The sequence below is a fragment of the Arthrobacter sp. 05T420 genome, assembly GCF_056396305.1.
On the sequence record NZ_JBFTLG010000004.1, the window covers coordinates 18,320 to 37,933 of the forward strand.

The following is a 19,614-nucleotide window of genomic DNA, read 5'->3' on the forward strand; positions in this document are numbered from 1 at the left end:
ACTAGCAAGCAAACCACTTCCATGACGACACGGCCACGTGGTGACCTTCCGTGAACGCCCCGGCGCCACGAGCTTCCTGAGAACCCGCTCCTGAGGGGATGTCAGCTATCGGGGCGGCCGTGCAGCTGCAGCGAGATTGGGCGGGCGGTCCGGCCTGCCGATCTGAGACTCAGTCCGCAAGGAGTTTGTCGCCGTGAACCTCGAAGTGGTCCCCGGGCTTGCTGATAGCGCACGTCGCGCGCAGGCGTCTTCCCGCATCTCGTTCTTGGCCGGGGAGAGGTGGGCGGGCGTTTGTCCGGCAAAGGTTGGGTGGACATTGTCCACACCGATGTAACGTGATGCCGTAGAACATCGGTGGCCCTCCGGCACTGGTCCAGGCAGAGTCGGAAAGATGAGGCGATGAACAACCCTCCGTACCTGCGCTGGGACGAAGCGGGCCAGCAGCAGCTCCTCGCCCGGGCTGAAGCGCTGCTCCTGCGGGGCGGACGGTGCCTGCTCGGAATAGCAGGGGCGCCCGGTGCCGGAAAATCAACGATCGCCGAATGGCTGCTGGAGCACCTGCTCACCGGCCATCCCCGGCAGGTCGCCCTGGTCCCCATGGACGGGTATCACCTGGCGCAGTCGCTGCTCGAGTCCCGCGGGCTGGAACACCGCAAGGGCGCTCCGGACACCTTCGACGGTGCCGGGTACGTCGCGTTGCTCCGCCGGCTGCGCTCAGAAACGTCGCGGGAGATCTTCGCACCGGTCTTCCGCCGCGACGTCAACGACGCGACCGCCGGGGCCATCGCCGTCCCGCCGGAAACACGCCTGATTATCACCGAGGGAAACTATCTGCTTCTTGAAGAGGCCCCGTGGAACGAGGTCGCATCCCTCCTGGATGAAACCTGGTTCGTGGAACTCGAACAGGGCGAACGCCTGCGCCGGCTCACCGCCCGGCACCTGAAGTTCGACAACGACGCCGCCATCGCCGAATGGCGTGCAACCGGCAATGACGAACGCAATGCCCGCCTGGTAGCAGCAGGAAGCCAGCGGAGCACACTGGTGATCGAGCACACACCGGAGACCGTCTCGGCGCCCGGCCGCGAGTAAGCGGCTGGAAACCGAGCCGCCAGCTTCATAGTGCTTGGTCGGGACGGCGCCTACTTCGCCCGGGGGCGGTTAGATGAGCTTCGACGGGCTGGCCGGGACGTAATCGGTCGCCCCGGTTTCGGTCAAGGCCAAAGCGTTGCTCGAGGAGCTGGTGTGCCGTGCCGGTCCCTGAGCGCCCTGAACAATCGTGTGGGTTTGCGGTGCGTGCCTCGGTGATCAGGTAGCAGCTGGTCTAGAGGCGCTAGAGCCCTCTAGACGGTCTTGCGCCGGGCGCCCGCCAACCGGCCGGCGCCTCTTCCGGTCGATTCGGCCGCCCCTGACCTGTCAGGAGGCGGGGCAACGGAGCGGGCCTACACTCAAATGCATTCATGATTAGTGAAAGAGTGTAGGCCCGGTGCGTATGCGGCAAAAGGATGCACGCTACCTGCCAGGGCGGCCAGGAACTGCCGTTGATCCCGGTCGCGAACGTCGGTCAGCGGCGCGGGCTATTCGTAGCGTAGGGAGTCGATCGGGTTTTGCCGCGCGGCCCGCCAAGCCGGGAGAGTTCCGGCGATGAACGCGATGGCCATCACCAGGAGGATGACTCCCGCGACGGGGCCGGGGGCGAAAGCGAGGATGTGGAGTCCGGCCAGATCGCGGAGGGGTCCCCGGGCGAGGGCGCCGCTGACCGCGGTGCCAAGTCCGATGGCGGCGGCCGAACCGATGGCACTTCCCAGGAATCCGATGAACGCGGCCTCGGTGCTGAACAGCGCGAAGACGGATCCGCTGCCCATGCCCATGGCTTTCATGAGCCCGATTTCCCGGGTGCGTTCCTGCACGGACATCAGCAGGGTATTCACGATCCCGAAGCCCGCGGCGACCAAGGCGATGATGGCGAACGCATCCAGGACGCCGATGATCCCATTGATGACGGTCTTTACGGTGCCGATCCGGTCATCGAGGGTCTGGGCGGTGTAACCGGCGGCAGCGAGCCTGGCCTTCATGTCGCTGACCTGTGCAGCCGAGGAGGGGGCGAAGGTGGCCGTCACGTTCGCCCATGCAGTTTTTGTGGCCGCGGGGGCGCCGGTGCTCTGAGCGTCTGCGAGCGTGGTTGTGAGGGATTTGTTGATGAAGGCACCGCCGCCGCCAAGCAGGGCGCTCTGTTCAACACCGGTGATGCGGGCAGTGACCGGGTGCATGGTTCCGTTCGCGTCGGTGATGCCGATTGTGGCGTCCTGGCCGAGGGCCTGGTTGTTGTCCGCGAAGCCCAGCGGTGCTACGTAGCTGGCAGGGAGGATGAGTTGCGGTTCGGTGCCCGAGTCGTCAAGGGCTGTGCCTGCGGCGAGTTGGGGCTGTGCCCCGGCGAGGGGGCTGACGGAAAGCTGGTACTTGTCGTGGCCGTTCCATTGGATGTAGTCCGGGTTCAGCCGGGTGACCGGGCTGACGCCGGTGATGCCCGGGATGGCGCCGATCGTGGTCAGGTCGGACTGGCCCAGGGCCACCTGGGTGGAGCCGGGCCGGCCCCCCGCCGCGAGGGTCCGGACGCTGGCATCGTATTTTTTCGGCCCGGTGCCGGGATTGCCGCTGGTGTCGGCCTTGCTGACAGTGAAGGAGTTACTGGAGCCGACGGCGGCGATCTGACTGTCTATGTAGTTCGAGATGCCGGTGCCCAGGCCGTTGGTGATGGTCAGCGTGAAGGCGCCGACGAAGATGGCAAGGATGGTCAGCGACGTGCGCAGTTTGCTCCGGAAGCTGTTCGTCATGGCGGTCTTCAGGATTTCGAGCGGTTTCATGCCGCGTGCTCCTCGTCGGTAGTGATCAGCAGGCCGTCGCGAATGTAGAGGCGGCGGTTGAAGCGGGCGGCCAGGTCGTGGTCGTGGGTGACCGTGATCAGGGTGATGCCGTGGTTGGTGTTGAGGTCGAACAGGATGTCCTCGACGATGCGCCCGGTGGCGGTGTCCAGGTTTCCGGTGGGTTCGTCGGCAAAGAGGACCTGAGGGTTGTTGACCAGGGCCCGGGCGATCACGACGCGTTGTTTCTGGCCGCCAGAGAGGTTGCCGGCCTTGTTGCGGGCCTTGTCGGCCAGTTCGAGCTGTTCCAGGACGGCCATTCCGCGGGCCCGCCGTTCGCGGGCGCCGACACCGGCGATCTTCAGCGGCAGCACCACGTTCTCCAGCACGCTGGCGGCGGAGTTGAGGAAGAACTGTTGGAACACGAAGCCGAACATCGAATTCCGCAGTGCATTAAGCTTGCGCCCGTTCAGGGTTTTCGCGTCGGTCCCGTCGACGTGGATCTCGCCGCCGCCGGGAGTATCCAGTAGCGCGAGAAGGTGCATCAAGGTCGATTTACCCGAGCCGCTCTTGCCTACGATCGCCACGGTATCGCCGCGGGCGATCTCCATGGTGACGCCTTTGAGGGCATCGAAGCGGTCAGGGCCTCGACCGTAGGTCTTGGTCAGGTCATGGGCGGACAGGATTGGCACAGACATGGGGTTCCAATCAGGAGTCGGAATATTAAGAGGTCACGGATGCGGGCAGGGCGAAGTCGGGTTGGCGAGTGCCCCGGAGGGTGTTGTCAGAATCCGGGCGGCAGCAGCCCGGTGGAGATCCGCGCAGCGGCGTCGAGGATGTCCTCCTCGCCGGCATCGAGATCTCGGGCCGCCATGCCCGTCATGTTAATGATGAGCAACGAGAAACGTACCCGGAGCTGGTCTTCGACGCTGGCGTCCGGCGGGGTCAGAATGGAGAACAGTTCACTGACGACGGCGGCCATCCCGCCAGGCTGTCCGGGTTCTCCCCGGATGTCGCGGACCAGGCGGTAGTTGGCGCCAAGGAAGCGGAACATCCGCAGTCCCTGGTTGTGCATGATGGCGGTCCAGCGGGCGAGCACCTCACGGCGCAGATCCGGGCCAGCATCCTGGGCCCGCGCCCATTCCACCAAGGTGGTGACCTCGGCCAGCATGGTCTCGATCAGCGCCCGGACAATAGCTTCCTTGCTGGTGAAGTGGTAATACAGGGCCGCCTTGGTGATCCCCAGCTGCTCAGAGATCTGCCGCATCGACGTCGACTCATACCCTTGGTCGGCGAACAGACGCAGCGCCACGGACTGGATCTTCTCCCGTGTCCCGCCCGCACCTTCCGGCGCACCCACTGCTGGTTCACTCATCTGTCCGACCACTGCCTTACGTCTAGGAATACTGCCATCCGGACCGGGTTGATAACTGACCGGCCGGTAAGTGCCATACTAACCGTGCGGTAAGTACGCCGCAAAACAACCCCCGGAGGACATGCGGCATGGACGTTGAGACCCAGCTCGGGCGGGCCCGACTTTCGCCCCGACAGATCGTCACCGCCATGAGCGGGCTGATCATCGCGATGCTGAACAGCGTCCACATCAAGGACATCGGGGCCGCCTCGGGCACCAGCACATTTGCCCGGAACATGGGCGGATCGCTGGGGATCTCGGTGCTCGGCTCGATCTATGCCAGCCGCCTGGCCGACACGATGGGTAGCCCTGGCGCCGGTGGACTGCACCAGCGCGGCCAGATCACCCCCGCCGCGCTGCACTCGTTGCCGGCCGAGATCCAGGACCTCTTCAAATATGCCGTCACCGACGGCATCCGGAACGTGTACCTCTGGGCGTCGATCATCGCCGCGGCCGGCTTCGTCCTGGCCTGGTTCATCAAACAGGTCCCGCTACGCGGATACGGCCCCACACCCGCCCAGAATGCCGAAGCAGTCGCCGAAGAACTCGCCGTCAAACCTCATGCCCGGCAGGCGACGCCGTGGTGAAAAGGAAGGCACCGCCCCCTTCCGCGGCTATGGTTGGGTACACCCGGCGGGCACGGGCGCCGCGATCTTTGGGACGGTGCTCCTGCCCTGCACTTTCCGTCGAGCCTGTACCTCGGCCTTCTCCGCCAGGGCTTCATGGCCATCCGGGAGGCACGTACGTACGATGATCGAAGACCCGGAATCCGGCGCGGATGACCTCGCCGGTGGACGTGGTTGGCCGCGGAGGAGCATCGTCCATGCATATTGCTTTTATTTGCCTGCCGGCCGCAGGCCACGTGAATCCGACGCTGCCGGTCGTGGCCGAGCTTGTCCGGCGGGGCCACCGTGTCACATATGCAACCTCGGCGACGTACGCGGAGGCTGTCGAGTCCGCCGGCGCCAACTTCTTTAAGTGCGGGGAGGACCTGGCCGCGCAGTTTCCGCGGATCGGTCCGTCAGCTGAGGACGGCCACGCGGCACGTCCAGGGAAGGGAATGCGGGCCGGATCAGGCTCCGGGATGATGTCAGTCCTGCTGGCGCGGCTGCTCGAGGGGGCGAGGGAGGAATTCCCGGCCCTGCTGGCCCGGCTGGCCATGGACCTCCCGGACGTGGTGTGTTACGACGCCATGACCCTGGCAGGGAAGATGGCCGCGGTGAAGCTTGCCCTGCCCGACGTTGCGCTGCTGCCGAGCTATGCCTCCAACGAACATTTCTCGATGCGGGAGCTGATGCCCGCCGGTGCGCCGGCGGAAATGCTCGCGGCGTGGAAACAGGTCCTCCGGCAGATCGATGACTTCGCCGCCGAGCAGGGCTTGGCCCAATTCAACTTCTTGGAAGGGCCGCCCGCTTCGTTGAACATCTGCTTCATCCCACGGGAATTTCAGCCCGCAGGGGAGACCTTTGACGCCAGATTCGAGTTTGTGGGACCTAGCCTGGGTCAAAGAGCCCTCGAGGAGGTCTGGGAGCCTCGCACGAAGGACAGGCCACTGGTATTCATTTCGCTGGGCACCACACCGTTGAATGACCGCCCGGATTTTTTCCGGATGTGTCTGGAGGCATTTGCCGCCACGCAGTGGCAGGTGGCCATGGCCGTTGGCGACTGGATCAATGTCTCCGAGCTGGGGGAAATACCGGACAACGTCGAAGTCCGAGCGTTCTTTCCGCAGCTGGATGTCAGCCATGCCGACGTGTTCCTCTCGCACACGGGGATGAATTCCACCATGGAGGCACTGTACTTCGGGGTGCCTTTGGTGGCCTTTCCCCTGCAGCCGGAACAGGAAGCCAATGCACGCCGCGTTGAGGACCTGGGACTGGGACGCCGACTCGTCGCGGAATCGCTCTCACCGGGCCTGATCCGCACGGTCGTTGCTGAAGTCAGTGACGACCAACATATACGGCGCAACCTGGAAACCATGAGCGAACGCGTCCGCGGGGCCGGGGGATCGACTGCAGCCGCAGACGCCATCGAAGCCTATCTGTCGGCCGTGGAACACGTGACATAGGTATATGAAGAATCTGCCGGGCGGCAGAACGGAGTCGTTAAGGCTTCGGGCGGCGTGGGGGCAGGTGTTTCCGAGCAGTGCCGCCACGGTCCGCTGACATCTTCTTTGCCGGTGAGGTCGCGGAATTTTTGATCACCCGCACCAACTAATCCCTGGGCCCTCGGAGGTGCAGGTAAGTTCACAAAAGAGACCTACACACTTACATTTAGGTAATTAGTTCAAGTAACAGACTGAGCCTGTTTGTTATGAGAGGCATTCATGTCCATTGCAATAACAGGCGCCACAGGGCGCTACGGCCGTAATGCGATCGACGCACTACTCCGCCGGGGAGTTCCCGCCGACCAGATCGTCGCCATTGGACGCAACAGCGAAAAGCTCGCCGGGCTCTCCGCCTTGGGGGTCGTGGCCCGCAGGGCTGATTATGGAGATCCGATGGCTCTTGACGCAGCCTTGGTGGGCGTCGACAAGGTTCTTCTCGTCTCCGGCAACGAGGTTGGTGCCCGGCTGCAGCAGCACCGGAACGTTGTTGATGCTGCGGTCCGGGCGGGAGTCCATCTGATTGCGTACACGAGTGCGCCGAAAGCCGACACCAGCCCCCTGTTGGTGGCGCCGGACCACAAGGCTACCGAAGCCTATATCCGGGACTCCGGGCTGCCCTTCGTGTTCCTGCGTAATTCCTGGTACCTCGCGAACTACACCGACATGGCTGCCTCTTACGTGGACAGTGCTGTCGTCCCTGGCACGGCCGGTGACGGCCGGGTCAGCGCCGCAACGCATGCAGACTACGCCGACGCCGCCGCGTCAGTACTTACAGGGGCCGGGCACGCAAATGCCGTGTACGAACTCGGCGGTGATGAGGCCTTCACCATGACGGAGTTCGCGCGGGCCCTGTCTGAGGCAAGCGGAAAGGACGTCGAGTATCAAGACATGCCCAAGGATGAATACGTTCGCTTGCTGCAGACATTTGGATTTCCGCGGGAGGTTGCGGAGGTCTTTGCGGACGGTGATCTGGGCGTAGCCAGGGGCGACCTTTATGTCGAAACCGGCGACTTGGGGCGGCTGATAGGGCGTCCGACGACCACCATGCAGGCTGCCGTCGCCGCGGCCCTTGGCGGCTGAGTACCAGTCAATGTCAATTCCGGGGTCGGATAGTAGCAACCGCGCCAATCCAAGCGGGAACCCGTGGGAAAGGCTCGTCATGTCCTTGATGATGCTCTCGAGCATCGGGTAGGGCTGGGCGAACGGCTCCGGTTTGGTGACAACCGGTGCCCTGCCGGCTCGGACAGCCGCCACGGCTCCTCTCAGTCCTCGCCCTTCCTGTTCCTTCCGGTCACGCCGTGGTCACTGTCGCGATTGTCCAACCTTGGCGAGGCAGTTTTGCGGGCCGGGTATGCGCGATTCCAGGATTCCCGTATCTGTATCGGATTTTCTCGCAGAGCCGGTGCGGGCGAATGGTGTCGCGGTGGGGGACCGGTCTACGGGATTAAAGACTCTCAGCCTGTTCTCAGCCCGAGGAGGGACATTAGAAACCAGGCGCGAAGAGCCGACGCGAGTCGGCCACGGACCCGCAGGCTCCGGCCGCACGCTTCCCTCAACCGGCGTGCGGCCGGCATCATGTGTAGCTATGCAACCCGGCCGGTACCCACCTCCAGGGTCCGACCTTGAATCAGAGCGACAGCTTCGTGATTTTGACCGAGGGCAGGCTCTGGACCACTCGCGTTTCGGGGCCTAGACAATACGGGCCGGTAACGCATCCGCGGTGCGTTGTTGCCGGCCCATGACGCATGGAACGACCGGGGGACCGGTCGGAATGCTTCCTTGCCCGTAGACGGGACCGCCGCCACCGATGAAAGAGTGGGTGATGTCGCGGTGGCCAACATAGGCAACCCATACGACTATCCCAGGGTCCTCGCGCAGGATCTCCAGCTGGACGTTGTCACTGGCCGCGGCGAGCCCGGCCAACGCCCAGGTGTGCAGTGGGCTGACGGCCATCGGTCGTGGCTGTACTGGATTCTGTACGGGAGCTGAGAGCGGGACGCGGTCGCGTTGGCGGTGATCAACTGTTGGACCATCCTTGAACCATGAACGCCGAGCCCAATGCGGGTCCTAAAACCTACCGGCGAAGACAGTGGGGGGTCCGCAAGCGCGCAACGGCGTCGGCCGTCGGTGTCGTTGCCCTGGCGCTGCTGATCGGCGGCGTCGCGCTGATAGCCTCGCTCCAAGGGTCGCTGATCGGCTCAACTGAGTCAGCCGCCCGGCAGGAGGCCCAGGAAGTCATCGTCCACCTGCGGGACCAGGATGTCGGGGATGCAGGCGGGTACGTTACCGGCACGGTGCACGCGGGACAGATCGTTCAAATCCTGAACCCGGTCGGGGCGGTCGTGGCCGCGCAGGTGCCCGGTGCGGGTGAGAAGCCGCTGACGACCCTGCGACCGGCCCCAGACCAGATTCTGACGGAGGATGTCACCGGAGTAGAGGGCCTCCGCGACCCCGGCGAGTTTCTGATCGTAGCGACGGCTGTCCGGCTGAACGACGGGCCTTACACCGTGGTCGTTGCGTCCCGGGTACAGGTCCTGGCGGAGACGGTGGCTACCGTTTCCTGGTACCTGCTCGGCGCCGCGCCGCTGCTTCTGCTGGTGGTCGGTGTCTTGGTTTGGCAGCTGGTGGGCCGGTCCCTGCAGCAGGTCGAAAGGATTCGTGGGCAGGTCGCCAGCATCGACGGGGAACGGCTGAACGAAAGAGTCGACGTTCCGCAGACCAAGGACGAGATTCAGTCCCTGGCGCTGACGATGAACACCATGCTGGAACGGTTGCAGTCCTCGGACAGTGCTCAGCGCCGGTTCATTTCGGACGCCAGCCACGAACTCCGCGGCCCCGTGGCAACCCTGCGTGCCGGGGTGGAGGTCGCAGCCGCGGACCCGTCGGGGAAGTCCTGGCACGAAAGGAGGAACATCTTGTTCGAAGAAACCTCTCGTTTGCACTTGCTCGTTGAAGATCTTCTGACCCTCGCCAAGGCCCATGACGGAGGTTTCCGGCTCAACGAGGAGGACGTTGACCTCGACGACGTCGTGGACCGCGAAACCCGCAGGCTCCGTAAGACAAGTGCTCACGTCATCACGGCGGACCTGACGCCCGTCCGGATCAGGGGAGACGCGCGCCGGGTGGGACAGGTTCTTCGGAACGTGCTGGACAACGCGGACCGGCACGCCGTCTCTCGGATCCACATCAGCCTGAACCCAGGTGAAGGCGGCGCCGGCGCAGTCATTACCGTGGACAACGACGGCGGCCCGGTGCCCGAGGCGGACCGGCAACGGGTCTTTGAGCGGTTTGTCCGGCTCGATGCCAGCGGGTCGCGGGAAGGTGGCGGAAGCGGGCTGGGGTTGGCCATTGCTGCCGGAATCATGTCAGCCCACCACGGCTCCATCCATGCCACCGAGAGCCCGCTGGGCCACTGCCGCTTCGCGATGGTGTTTCCCGGACCCAAAGAGGTGGGGCCCGGCGCTCCAACGTCCCGGCGGCCCCGGGGAGAGCCGTCCGGCGGCTCCGGGTCGACACTGAGCATGTAGCCCGTCCCCCGGACCGTGGTCAGCGTCTGGAGGCCGATGGCAACGTCAATCTTGCGTCAGAGGGCCGATGTAGACATCCACCACGTGTCCCCGCCCTCGAGAGCGGGGTCCCACCTGTTGTCGAGTATTTCCGGCGTCGTTGCGATTTTCCTGGAGCGCAGATTCTGGAAGTCCGGTCCTGAGGCCTGCGGGGCCGGGCCTAGTCCCGATCTGGATCTGGTCACGAATCTGCGGTCGTTCCTGGATTCGCCGGAGACGTATCGGAATCCTTCGTTTCTGAGAGCGACAGCGGCGACGACCGACAGTCCTTGGTGTGTGTTCTTCAGCGTCAGCGCGTCGTGGTCCGATGCGCGCGTCTGCTGCGTGGTGAGGTTCTCGCTGCGGACGCATTGTCCGGTGCCGCGTGCCCGCCCGGCTCCGCCCGCGGCAGAACCAGTACCGGAATGATCGCTCATCTGTGCATCGTCCCACGGCACATCCGCCAGCAAAAAAGGGCCATATTTCTGCCCTGCTGGACACCCATACACCGCGAGGCCCGGGGCCGCCCAGTTGCTGTCACGTCGTATTCATCAGTGTCAGGAGGCGCGAGTCGTGATCGGGGCTCCAGCAGCCCAGCGCCCTGGACGTGCGCACCCGATCCCGGCCAGCCGGCCGCAGCAGATTCGAAGTTCCAGGCGGCGACGGTGCGGGGGGATGCTCGCGGCCGGCACCGGACGGCTGATGAGGTACCCCTGCGCTGTTCGTCAGCCCTGCCTGTGCTGGATCTCCAGCCGGCCGGGACGTTCAACACCTTCGGCCGTGCTCACCAGACCGAGGCTGTTCAGGGCCGTGACGAGGGTGCCGACAATGCTTTCGGCGAACGGGTCGGTATCGATGTCCCGGATGAAAAACTTGTCGATCTTGACAGCCGTGAGGGGCAAATGCCGCAGCAGGGCAACGGACGAGTTCGCCATCCCGTAGTCGTCCAGTGCCACGCCGTGCCCGGCGTCGATGAGTCCCCGAAGTTGATCCCCGGCCGGAGGCCGGGAAGCATGAACCGGTCATATGGACTCTGGTTACGCACAGGAAGCCGGGCTAATATCCGGCTATCACTCCGTTTTGAAAAGGAGAATCCCTTGTCCGCAGAATCGATAAGGAACGTCGTTCCGGTGAGGCACGACCTGCCGACCGCTGCGGGCTGCGGCGTCCAGAACCCTCCGCTGCCGCTTGCCGGGGCCATCGGTCATGGGGCCGGGCGTCGCCTGAATGGTCGCGACGGTGGTTCAATCCTGCGGCCAATGCCTTGGGTTGCGGTCTGATGTCTACAGATCAAGTGCCCACAACACGGCGCCCTTCTGGCCCGGGACAGGGTAAGTCCACGTACTCCGTCGAGGCCGAGACACTGATCAACGCCCGAAGCTCCACTGTCTGGGACATCATCACTGATGCACGGAATTACACCGTCTGGGAATCCGGCATCACCCACATCCGGGGCGAGTTGCGCAACGGGGGCACCATCAGAATCCGCACCCACACCGGAGGGAACCGCACTTTCCGGCTGCGCGTCCAGCAGATGCCCAGCGAGGTGATGACCTGGACCCGCGGACTGCCCCTGGGCTTGCTTACCGGGGTGCGTACCTTCACGCTTGAACCCCTGGGCGGCATGACGCGCCTGCGCGTAAAGGAAGAGTTCACTGGCCCGCTTTGCGGGCTGCTGCTCTGGGAGTTCGTGTCCGACACACAGCAGGCTTTCATCGATTACGTTGACGCCGTCAGGAAACGTGCCGAAATCCTCGGCCGACACCTTCAAACCACGGGGTCATAAGCACCACCGAAGCGGCGGCACCGTCCAAGAGAGCCTTACGCCGCCTGAATGTACTCCGAGCCATGCTCTGCGACGGCACCTCTAATGGCGGTCTGACGTTTCGACACCGGTTGTCGGCGGGATTGGTCGTTGCCATGCTCGTTTCAGCCGCCGCGCTGACGTTGCCGTCTTAGGAGGGGCGCTGGCGGAGCATCTTACGACGCCGACAGTTGCGGCAATTGTGACCACTTTGATTGTGAAGGCGTTGTGCTCGCTGTCCTATTCGGACTCCCTGCTCACTGCTTCGCGAAGCAAATCAAGGATCGAGAATCTTTCCTCGCTGCTCAGATTCTCGCGTTCTGGTTCGCGTTTGAGAGTCTCTCTCTTCGCGTCGTCGATCTGCTTTTTCCCGGTTGGCGATCACCAGTTTCGGTTCCTCAGGGCCCGCGGACGACGGCGTGGGTGTAGTTTCCGTCCTGGGAGGTCCGCTGGGCGATGGATCCGTCCGGCAGAGTGACGGTGGTCAGAACTCCCCTGGAGGGGACGTTCTTCGGGGCCGGCGTCAGGGTGACGTCCGGTTCGGCGTGGGCCGCCTTGTGTCAGGGCATGGAGCGCGGGCCCAGGTCCTCCAGCTTGTAGCCATCAGGGTACACCGAACTGCCGGATGTCCCCGAGGTGAAGGAAGGCCTGGTGGAAATCGGGCGGGCGCGAGTGATGATGGCGCGGATTTTCAGGAGCGCACGGAACACGCGGCGGAGCCAGGCCGGTGCGGGTTTCAGGCCGAGTGCCGGAACGATTTCCGGTTTGTCCATGAGCAGGGCAATGACCGCCGTGACTCTACTCTTCAGCGGTCCTGGCAGGCGGACCGCCAGGGCCGCGGCAGTAGCGTTGAGCAGTTCGGCGCCTTCCGGGCTGGCCGCAAGATTTCGGGACTCGTAGTCATCCATGAAAGCCGCCGCTTCGGCGAACGTCGCGGGTACCGGCTCCAGTCCCATCCGGGCGCCCAGCTCCGTGTAAAACTCCAGGGCGGCGTCCCGCTCCGTGTCCGTCAGTTCCCGCCAGCCGTGGGCGTCGATCCAGCGCAGTGGGATAACCAGCAAAGTCATTAGGGGGTACAGGAAGTCGTCCCCGCTTCCGGGTACGTTTTGATGGACCCGGCGGAGCAGATCCAGCATCTTTTGGCCGCGGTCGCTGTCGAAGCCGTTCACGATGAGTTCGTGAATGACGATGCCGGTGTCGTAGGAGCGCTTCATCGGCCGTGCTGCAGTCTCACCGCGGGAGGCCAGGGTCCTGGCGATGGAGGGGATTGCGAAGTTCCGGTAGTAGGCGATGAAGAAGCCAGCCCGAATTTCGGTCGCAAAGGTGTAGAGCACCATGTCCCGATAGAGCTGTGCGCTGTCAGTGGCCGGCGCGGCAGCGCCTTCTCGGCGTGAGCGATGGGTGAGCATGGAAAGTCTTTCTGCCGAGAACCTCAAGATGTCCGTTCCAGGTCAAGTTTATGTTCCACGGCGAGCAGGTAGGCGCGCTCATCGGGGGTGAGTGCGGAGGCCGCGCCCATGGCCAGGTCAAAGTCCCAGATCTCCACTGAGCCATCACGTGGCGAAAAAGTGATCGCGTCGCTGGACAACCAGACAGCAACGATGGGCCTTGGTCAATTTAGCGTGGAGTCGAAATTCATCAAGGTCTATTTGACGTGATTTGGCCCGGGGGAAGGACTCATGAACGTCGATGGCGTAGGCAAGTTCCCGCTGCCCTGCAATCAAAGCGACATTGTTCCTTCGGAAAACCAATTCGAGGTCAGTCATCTGAAGTCCTATTCGGTAGCCATCGACTCGGCTGTGGGACAGCGCTGGGCAGCAACGCTGGCCGAACCAAAGGCACAGCGATGGGATCAGCCGTAGTCCGGCCTCCACGAACCGTAAGCCGTCAGCGCGTGCCGGCCGCATAGACAGCCGCGGGTGGCTGGGCCTGCCGTGACTGGTTCCACGCCATCCAGCCGCCCGATGCAGCCGTGAGCAGGGCGCCGGCCGGCTGCGTCGGAAGGCTGCTGCCCGTGGTCGCCTGCCCCAGCACGACGCCGAGGAGGTAAAACAGTACGGCGCCGGCAATCCAGAGGGCCCCGGCCCAGCGGGGGAGCGTCCGGGACTGCCAGACCGCGACTCCGAGCAAGACGTTGCCAAGGAACGCGAGCAGGAGCCCGAGCAGGAACGAGACCGTCATGGCGGATGGAAACTCCAGAAGCATGACGTCCCGGCTTCCTTCCAGATAGGTCTTCCCGATCGCGGGAGTGGCGAAAGTGGAGAGGGCAGCGGGGACTATTAACAAGGCAGTTCCCGCGACGGTGATGACGGTTGCTGCCAGTGCCAGGCGGCCGGCGCGGCTGGTGGCCAGGCAGCAGCCCAGCGCGAACACCCCGAAGATCGCGAGGATGGTGCCTCCGGTGCTGCCTAGCAAGTGGCTGGTTTGATACGAGCCCGAGCTGACGAACCGTGCCCAGGCGTCTGGATCCTTTTGCTGGTCCGGCTGGGGCTCAAGCGTGGCCCAGACGGTGATTAGGCCGTAAAGGGGTAACGTCCACAACCCCGCCCGGATCCAGTGGGTAATGTTCTGTGCGTTCATGGACCGCCGCCTTCCCCGACCACGTGCCCGCCGCCTGCCCGGAAGCGGGACGACGCCTGCCCCAGCGTAGTTCCGGGACGCGTCCCGGGCTAGGGTGCGCGTTGACTCAGGAGAGGTCCGCGGAACCGGATACGATGCCTCATCGGATACAGTCCGGGATGGAGTGGGCACGGAGATCCTTCGAGACGGGACTCACGAATATGCGGTCCTTCCTGGAATCGGCGGAGCGCTACCTTCGGCACCTCTAACCTCATAGGTTGCTTGCTCAACGCGGTGGGTTGACCAGTGATGCCCCGCGCACGAGAATGCGAAACATGAGTGATCATCGCAGCCTTTCCGAGCCGGCTCCGTTCACCGCCGATGACTTCGCCGAGCGGTTGCGGCGAGCAGCCCACTCCGCCCAGGACGCCGGGCTCGACGGCATCTTGGTCACTCCCGGACCGGACCTCCTGTACCTCACGGGGTATGCACCCGTGGCCGTCACTGAACGCATCACCATGCTCGTGATCCCCGTCGACGCGGAGCCCGCCATGATCGTTCCGAGGCTCGAGAGACCCGACGCGGAAGCGGCCGCCGGCGCCTCGCTTCTGAGGATCACCGACTGGACCGACGGGAGCGACCCCTACACGGAATCTGCGACTCTGATGGCTGGCACCGGACGTTATGCCGTCTCTGACTCGGCCTGGGCCATGCACCTCCTGGGCCTGCAGGATCGACTGCCCAAGTCTTCCTACGTCTCGATGACGAACGCCCTGCCGATGCTTAGGGCGATCAAGGATGACGACGAGATCGAGCGGCTGGCGGCGGCCGGCGCGGCCGCAGACCAGGCGTACGAGGAGATCGTCACGGTGCGGTTCGCTGGGCGCAGCGAGACCGACGTCGGCTCTGATCTCGCCGACCTACTTCGCCAATTCGGTCATTCGCAAGTGGACTTCACCGTCGTCGGTTCGGGTCCGAACGGCGCCAACCCTCACCACGAGATCGGCCCGCGGATCATCGAGGACGGCGACATGGTGGTGCTCGACTTCGGCGGCCTCAAACACGGCTACGGATCAGACACGACGCGGACGGTGCACGTCGGCGAACCCACCGCCGAAGAGCAGGAGGTTCACGACGTCGTCAGACACGCACAGCAGGCCGGGTTCGAGGCCGTGCGGCCAGGCGTCGAGTGCCAGGAGATCGATCGCGCATCCCGGGCGGTGATCACTGAAGCCGGTTACGGCGACTACTTCATTCACCGCGTCGGGCATGGAATCGGACTGACGACTCACGAGCCGCCGTACATGGTCGGGGGCGAAACCCAGATCCTCCACCCCGGTATGTGCTTCTCGATCGAACCCGGAATCTACCTGCCGGGCAGGTTCGGCGTGCGGATCGAGGACATTGTGACGGTCGTTCCCGGCGGCGGACGGCGACTCAATCAGACCTCGCACGAGATGAGAATCGTCCACTAGTTAGCCGACGTAGTTCACGATCTGACGTGGACCCGGAACGAGATGGCTCCTGAGAGCCCTCAGGAGCGAGCGATCTCGCATTGGCCTGGCTGAGCACACAAGCCAAATCCATTATTACTGTGCACATCCTGCTTCGGATTCGGTTGTACTAGCGCCGATGACCTGCTGGAACTCAGCCAGCTTGTCCGGGCAGTAGATCTTAAAAATCGCGAAGTGGCCCTTGTCGACGCGGTCGTTCGCGGTCACCGGACTGTTTCCGGGGCAGGGTGCACCGTTCGTCAGCTGGCTGTGGACGGTGGCCCGGCTCGCGTGAGCGTCCACCGAACGCCGTCGTGGCTGTCCTTTCGTGTCCTGCCGGGTCAGTTAGCTAGTTTGCAGGCGCCGGGACCGGCGATGCGGGGCCGGGGCGGTCCCGTGGGTGTGTACGACGGCGTCGAGCACCACCGCGGGCAGGCTCTGGGTGCTCAGCATGATCTCGCGCTGCCGGCGTGATCCTGTGCCGGAGGTCAATATCCGGGCCGCTTCCGCGGTCACTTGCTCCTCGTCTCCACTGTCGGCCAGGGCTGGCCGGATATGGGAGAGGAGGACCTGGACCACTTCTGCCGCCGGGCATGGAATGTTCAGCAGGGGGTGCAGGAGGGTGTCGTCGACTCCTGATTGACTTGCTTTCCACGCCGCCAGGCGCAGTTGCCCGGCGGACAGCCGGGGCGCAGAAATCCCGGCGCGCCATTCTTGGGCGGCCCGTTCAACGAGCGCCCGCACTATCGCGGCTATCGCGGCCGCGTGTGAGGCCTCCATGCAGACGTCGGCAATGCGGACCTCCACCGTCGGGTGGTTCCGGGAGAGACGCGCGTCGAAGTACACCATGCCTTCGTCGAGGAGTACGCCAGTTGTCAGCAGGGATTGAACGTACCGGTGGTATGCCCGTTCTGATCCGAACCTTTCGCAGGACCCGGCGGTCGGCCAGCGGCTCCAAGCCTGGTACCGGAAGCTTGCGTATCCGGTGTCGGCCCCCTGCCAGAAAGGGGAGTTCGCGCTCAGCGCCAGCAGCACGGGCAACCAGACCCGGATTCGGTCCAGGACTGCTACCCCTTCCTCACCGTTGGTGATGCCGACATGAATATGGAAGCCGCAGGTGAGTTGCTCCCGGAGCGTCAACCCGAACCGCGTTGCCATGTTCAGGAATCGGGGCTGCGGTACGAGGGTAGGGGTGGCCGGGACGGGACTGGTGGCCACGGCGGCCGCTCGTGCACCCACCGAGCGGGCCGCCTCGTCGGCAAGCCGCCGGCCCTCTCGGACGCCCGCAATCACTTCCTGCAGCGTGGTGCAGACAGGGCCAACGGCCTCAAGCTGCTCTTGCTGGACCTCCAAAGCCAAGGATGAGCCGCCACTGGTTTCAGGGCGCTGTGGGGCCCTGGCCAAGCACGCTTCCGCGGCGGGTACGGGCTGCCCCGTCGTGGCATCGACGAGCAGGAATTCCTCCTCGACGCCGAACGTCCTTTGAACCCCGCCGCCAGAACGGTTGGGTGGTCTCGTCATTGAAGAATTCAAGGCAGCTCCTAACAGGAAGGCCTCCACTCGTGAGACGGCAGAGCGGCTGCCAATGAAGCTATTCAGCCCTCCTCGACGAGCCATGATGACCGGCTCGCTGGCGTTGCTGATTTCCCCAGAATATCCCCGACAACCGCCTGCCGGAAGGAAAAGCCTGTATGACGCTCATCCAGACGCAAGTGCCCCATCGGCCAAACCTTGCGTGAGGGATAATCGTCTCCATGACCAGCAGGGAGATCGGTACGGGGGAAGCCGAAAAGCCGGCCACGCGCACAGCGGAACATGTCGATGGCGCCACTACTCTGCCGGAAGCCATGACCGGCAGGGCCAGCCCCGCGAAAGCGGCGGTCGGCGACAAACCGGTCTTAGCATATATTGCCAGCCTGCCACAGCCGCAGCGCGGCATCGCCGAAACGGTCGATGCGCTGGCGGCAAAGACGCTGCCCGACCTCCGGCGCTCCGTGAAGTGGGGCATGTCGTACTACGGTGTCGGCGATGGGTGGTGCTTCAGCTGCGGCGGTTTTGCTGGCCATGTCAAGCTCATGTTTGTGAATGGCACGGCACTCGAGCCTGTACCACCGGTGACACCGGTCGGGATGGGCAAGTCGACGCGGGGTGTGGAGCTCGAATCCTTGGACGACATCGACGAGCGCCAGATCGCGGCGTGGATGAAGCAAGTCGCGTCCGTGCCGGGTGTTGGGGGCAAGAAGCGTTGAACTCGAGGCTTGCTGCCGAGGCAAAGGGTGGCCGCCAAGCGCATGACACGTGAGGATGTCAGCCAGAACGGGGTGTCCCGCATCGAGCACGGTGACATCGATCGTGCCCAGGTCGATGCTTTGCGGAATTACGGCGCGGTGGCAGATCGCCTGACGAGGGCGTCGACTGCCCGAACGGTCAGGTCTAAAAGGTGACAAAAAGGGTGTGTTTGCGGGGGAGTGAATGCAGTTCGAGTCCCTAACCGCGCAGGGTGGCGTACCGCTGGAGGAAGAGGGCCAGGGACTCGGCCAGGGCCCTAATCTCGCCCGGGTCGACACTCTCGTTCGGTGCGTGGATGAGTGCCAGCGGTTCCTCGACTCCGAGCAGGATGATCTCGGCATCGGGATAGGTGTCGGCGAACACGTTGCACAGCGGGATCGATCCCCCTTGTCCCAGGGTCGTCATCGGCTGCCCGTAGGCCTCGAGCATTGCAGCACTCAGGGCGTCAAAAGCCGGCCCGCCGACTGCCGCCTGAAAGGGGGACCCGATGGCCTCGAGGTCCACAGCGATATGGACTCCCCAGGGTGCGGCGGCCCGGAGATGGTCCGCCAACGCGGTGTGGGCGTCTTCGGCGGCCATGCCTGGCGGGACGCGCAGGTTCAGCCGCGCGGCGGCGCGGGGAACGATCGCCGCCGTCGAACCCGTCACCGGCGGGCAATCGATGCCCAGCACGGTGACGGCCGGCCGCGCCCAGAGCATGTCGGATACGCTGCCGTCGCCCAACAGTGTGACGCCGTCGAGAACGCCGGAGTCGGAGCGGAACTGTTCCGGCGGATAAGGCGCGCCGGTCCAGGTCTGGGTGTTGTCCAATCCAGTGACAGTGGTGCTGCCTTGTGCGTCCCGGAGGGATGCCAGCATCGAGATCAGCGCGGCAAGCGCGTCGGGGGCTGCCCCGCCGAACATCCCGGAATGGAGTTCGGATGTCAACGCCTCTACCGTCACCACGACGTTGACCATTCCGCGCAGGGTCACGGTCGCCGCGGGACGTCCCACGGCGGCGTTGCCCGTGTCACAGACCAGGATCGTGTCGGCACGGAACAAGTCAGGGTTGCTCACCACGAACGCCTCGAGCCCCCCAGTGCCCTGTTCCTCCGAACCCTCGACCACCAGCTTCAGGTTCACCGGCACGTCGTCGCCGAGCGCTCGCAGTGCGAGTAACTGGGCGAGAATGTTGCCCTTGCAGTCGGCGGCGCCGCGTCCGTACCAGCGGCCGTCTACTTCAGTGAGGTCGAAGGGAGGGGTACGCCATGCGGCATCATCGAGGGGTGGCTGCACGTCATAGTGCGCGTAGAGGAGCACAGTGGGCGAATCCGGGTTGGATCCGGGTCTCGATCCGACCACGGCGTCGGAGCCGTCCGGCGTCCGCTCGAGGTGGGCATCCGCAAATCCAAGTTCGGCGAATTTGTCGAGCACCCAGTGCGCCGCCCTTTCGCACTCCTCGGGGGGAAACTGCCGCGGGTCCGCCACCGAGCGGATGTCCACAAATTCGGCGAGCTCCCCCTGCGCCGGACCCATCAGATCTGCAATGCGGGAGCGTAGGTCCAC

At 64.5% G+C, this 19,614-nt stretch carries 18 protein-coding genes and 1 pseudogene; 9 read left to right on the forward strand and 10 right to left on the reverse strand.

What is annotated here, in order from left to right:
* The first annotated feature begins 399 nt into the window (after positions 1–399).
* Positions 400–1,089, forward strand: a complete 690-nt coding sequence (locus AC1DEM_RS05215; protein WP_476883452.1) for a nucleoside/nucleotide kinase family protein — start codon at positions 400–402, stop codon at positions 1,087–1,089.
* A gap of 485 nt (positions 1,090–1,574) precedes the next feature.
* Here the strand turns inward: AC1DEM_RS05215 and AC1DEM_RS05220 are convergent, their stop codons facing one another.
* From AC1DEM_RS05220 to AC1DEM_RS05230, 3 genes are all read right to left on the reverse strand, one after another.
* A complete protein-coding gene (locus AC1DEM_RS05220; RefSeq protein WP_476883453.1) occupies positions 1,575–2,861 on the reverse strand; it encodes an ABC transporter permease in 1,287 nt (428 codons plus the stop codon).
* Positions 2,858–3,556: an ABC transporter ATP-binding protein gene (locus tag AC1DEM_RS05225; protein WP_476883454.1), complete on the reverse strand. Its 699-nt coding sequence runs from the start codon at positions 3,554–3,556 to the stop codon at positions 2,858–2,860. Before AC1DEM_RS05225 ends, AC1DEM_RS05220 begins: the two co-directional genes overlap by 4 nt.
* 86 nt (positions 3,557–3,642) lie before the next feature.
* Complete coding sequence (locus AC1DEM_RS05230) at positions 3,643–4,233, reverse strand: TetR/AcrR family transcriptional regulator (RefSeq protein ID WP_476883455.1); 591 nt, start codon at positions 4,231–4,233, stop codon at positions 3,643–3,645.
* Positions 4,234–4,361: 128 nt separating this feature from the next.
* On the opposite strand from AC1DEM_RS05230, the gene AC1DEM_RS05235 reads away from it, so the two are divergent.
* The 3 genes from AC1DEM_RS05235 to AC1DEM_RS05245 all read left to right on the forward strand — a co-directional run bounded on the left by AC1DEM_RS05235 (position 4,362) and on the right by AC1DEM_RS05245 (position 7,459).
* Entirely contained in the window at positions 4,362–4,859 is a 498-nt protein-coding gene (locus AC1DEM_RS05235) for a hypothetical protein (protein WP_476883456.1), read from the forward strand.
* 236 nt (positions 4,860–5,095) lie between these two features.
* On the forward strand, positions 5,096–6,340 hold the full coding sequence (locus AC1DEM_RS05240; protein ID WP_476883457.1) for a macrolide family glycosyltransferase: 1,245 nt from the start codon (positions 5,096–5,098) through the stop codon (positions 6,338–6,340).
* Positions 6,341–6,598: 258 nt separating this feature from the next.
* Complete coding sequence (locus tag AC1DEM_RS05245; protein ID WP_476883458.1) at positions 6,599–7,459, forward strand: SDR family oxidoreductase; 861 nt, start codon at positions 6,599–6,601, stop codon at positions 7,457–7,459.
* A gap of 609 nt (positions 7,460–8,068) precedes the next feature.
* On the opposite strand, the gene AC1DEM_RS05250 is transcribed toward AC1DEM_RS05245, so the two are convergent.
* A complete protein-coding gene (locus AC1DEM_RS05250; protein ID WP_476883459.1) occupies positions 8,069–8,332 on the reverse strand; it encodes a hypothetical protein in 264 nt (87 codons plus the stop codon).
* A gap of 89 nt (positions 8,333–8,421) precedes the next feature.
* On the opposite strand from AC1DEM_RS05250, the gene AC1DEM_RS05255 reads away from it, so the two are divergent.
* Entirely contained in the window at positions 8,422–9,906 is a 1,485-nt protein-coding gene (locus AC1DEM_RS05255) for a HAMP domain-containing sensor histidine kinase (RefSeq protein ID WP_476883460.1), read from the forward strand.
* A gap of 56 nt (positions 9,907–9,962) precedes the next feature.
* Here the strand turns inward: AC1DEM_RS05255 and AC1DEM_RS05260 are convergent, their stop codons facing one another.
* Together AC1DEM_RS05260 and AC1DEM_RS05265 are read right to left on the reverse strand one after the other, a co-directional pair.
* Positions 9,963–10,361 carry a hypothetical protein gene (locus AC1DEM_RS05260; RefSeq protein WP_476883461.1) on the reverse strand — a complete coding sequence of 133 codons (399 nt, stop codon included), beginning with the start codon at positions 10,359–10,361 and terminating at the stop codon, positions 9,963–9,965.
* Between the two features lie 288 nt (positions 10,362–10,649).
* Positions 10,650–10,901, reverse strand: a pseudogene (locus tag AC1DEM_RS05265) (EAL domain-containing protein); the annotation flags it as partial.
* A gap of 302 nt (positions 10,902–11,203) precedes the next feature.
* Here AC1DEM_RS05265 and AC1DEM_RS05270 point away from each other — a divergent pair.
* Positions 11,204–11,710: an SRPBCC domain-containing protein gene (locus AC1DEM_RS05270; RefSeq protein WP_476883462.1), complete on the forward strand. Its 507-nt coding sequence runs from the start codon at positions 11,204–11,206 to the stop codon at positions 11,708–11,710.
* A 578-nt stretch (positions 11,711–12,288) separates the two neighbouring features.
* On the opposite strand, the gene AC1DEM_RS05275 is transcribed toward AC1DEM_RS05270, so the two are convergent.
* Positions 12,289–13,137 (reverse strand): oxygenase MpaB family protein, encoded by an 849-nt coding sequence (locus AC1DEM_RS05275; RefSeq protein WP_476883463.1) that lies wholly within the window; start codon positions 13,135–13,137, stop codon positions 12,289–12,291.
* A 270-nt stretch (positions 13,138–13,407) separates the two neighbouring features.
* On the opposite strand from AC1DEM_RS05275, the gene AC1DEM_RS05280 reads away from it, so the two are divergent.
* On the forward strand, positions 13,408–13,590 hold the full coding sequence (locus AC1DEM_RS05280; RefSeq protein WP_476883464.1) for a hypothetical protein: 183 nt from the start codon (positions 13,408–13,410) through the stop codon (positions 13,588–13,590).
* 25 nt (positions 13,591–13,615) lie between these two features.
* Here AC1DEM_RS05280 and AC1DEM_RS05285 read toward each other — a convergent pair whose 3' ends face one another.
* Complete coding sequence (locus AC1DEM_RS05285; RefSeq protein ID WP_476883465.1) at positions 13,616–14,308, reverse strand: DUF4386 family protein; 693 nt, start codon at positions 14,306–14,308, stop codon at positions 13,616–13,618.
* Positions 14,309–14,622: 314 nt separating this feature from the next.
* Between AC1DEM_RS05285 and AC1DEM_RS05290 the strand changes: the two genes are divergently transcribed.
* Positions 14,623–15,762: an aminopeptidase P family protein gene (locus AC1DEM_RS05290; protein ID WP_476883466.1), complete on the forward strand. Its 1,140-nt coding sequence runs from the start codon at positions 14,623–14,625 to the stop codon at positions 15,760–15,762.
* A gap of 363 nt (positions 15,763–16,125) precedes the next feature.
* Here AC1DEM_RS05290 and AC1DEM_RS05295 read toward each other — a convergent pair whose 3' ends face one another.
* Positions 16,126–17,301, reverse strand: coding sequence for a glutamate--cysteine ligase (locus AC1DEM_RS05295; RefSeq protein ID WP_476883467.1), 1,176 nt, complete (start codon positions 17,299–17,301; stop codon positions 16,126–16,128).
* Between the two features lie 233 nt (positions 17,302–17,534).
* Here AC1DEM_RS05295 and AC1DEM_RS05300 point away from each other — a divergent pair, with 233 nt between their 5' ends.
* Positions 17,535–18,029, forward strand: a complete 495-nt coding sequence (locus AC1DEM_RS05300; protein WP_476883468.1) for a DUF1801 domain-containing protein — start codon at positions 17,535–17,537, stop codon at positions 18,027–18,029.
* Positions 18,030–18,267: 238 nt separating this feature from the next.
* Here AC1DEM_RS05300 and AC1DEM_RS05305 read toward each other — a convergent pair whose 3' ends face one another.
* The gene (locus AC1DEM_RS05305) at positions 18,268–19,614 is read right to left on the reverse strand and encodes a M20/M25/M40 family metallo-hydrolase (RefSeq protein ID WP_476883469.1); all 1,347 of its coding nucleotides are present in this window, start codon (positions 19,612–19,614) and stop codon (positions 18,268–18,270) included.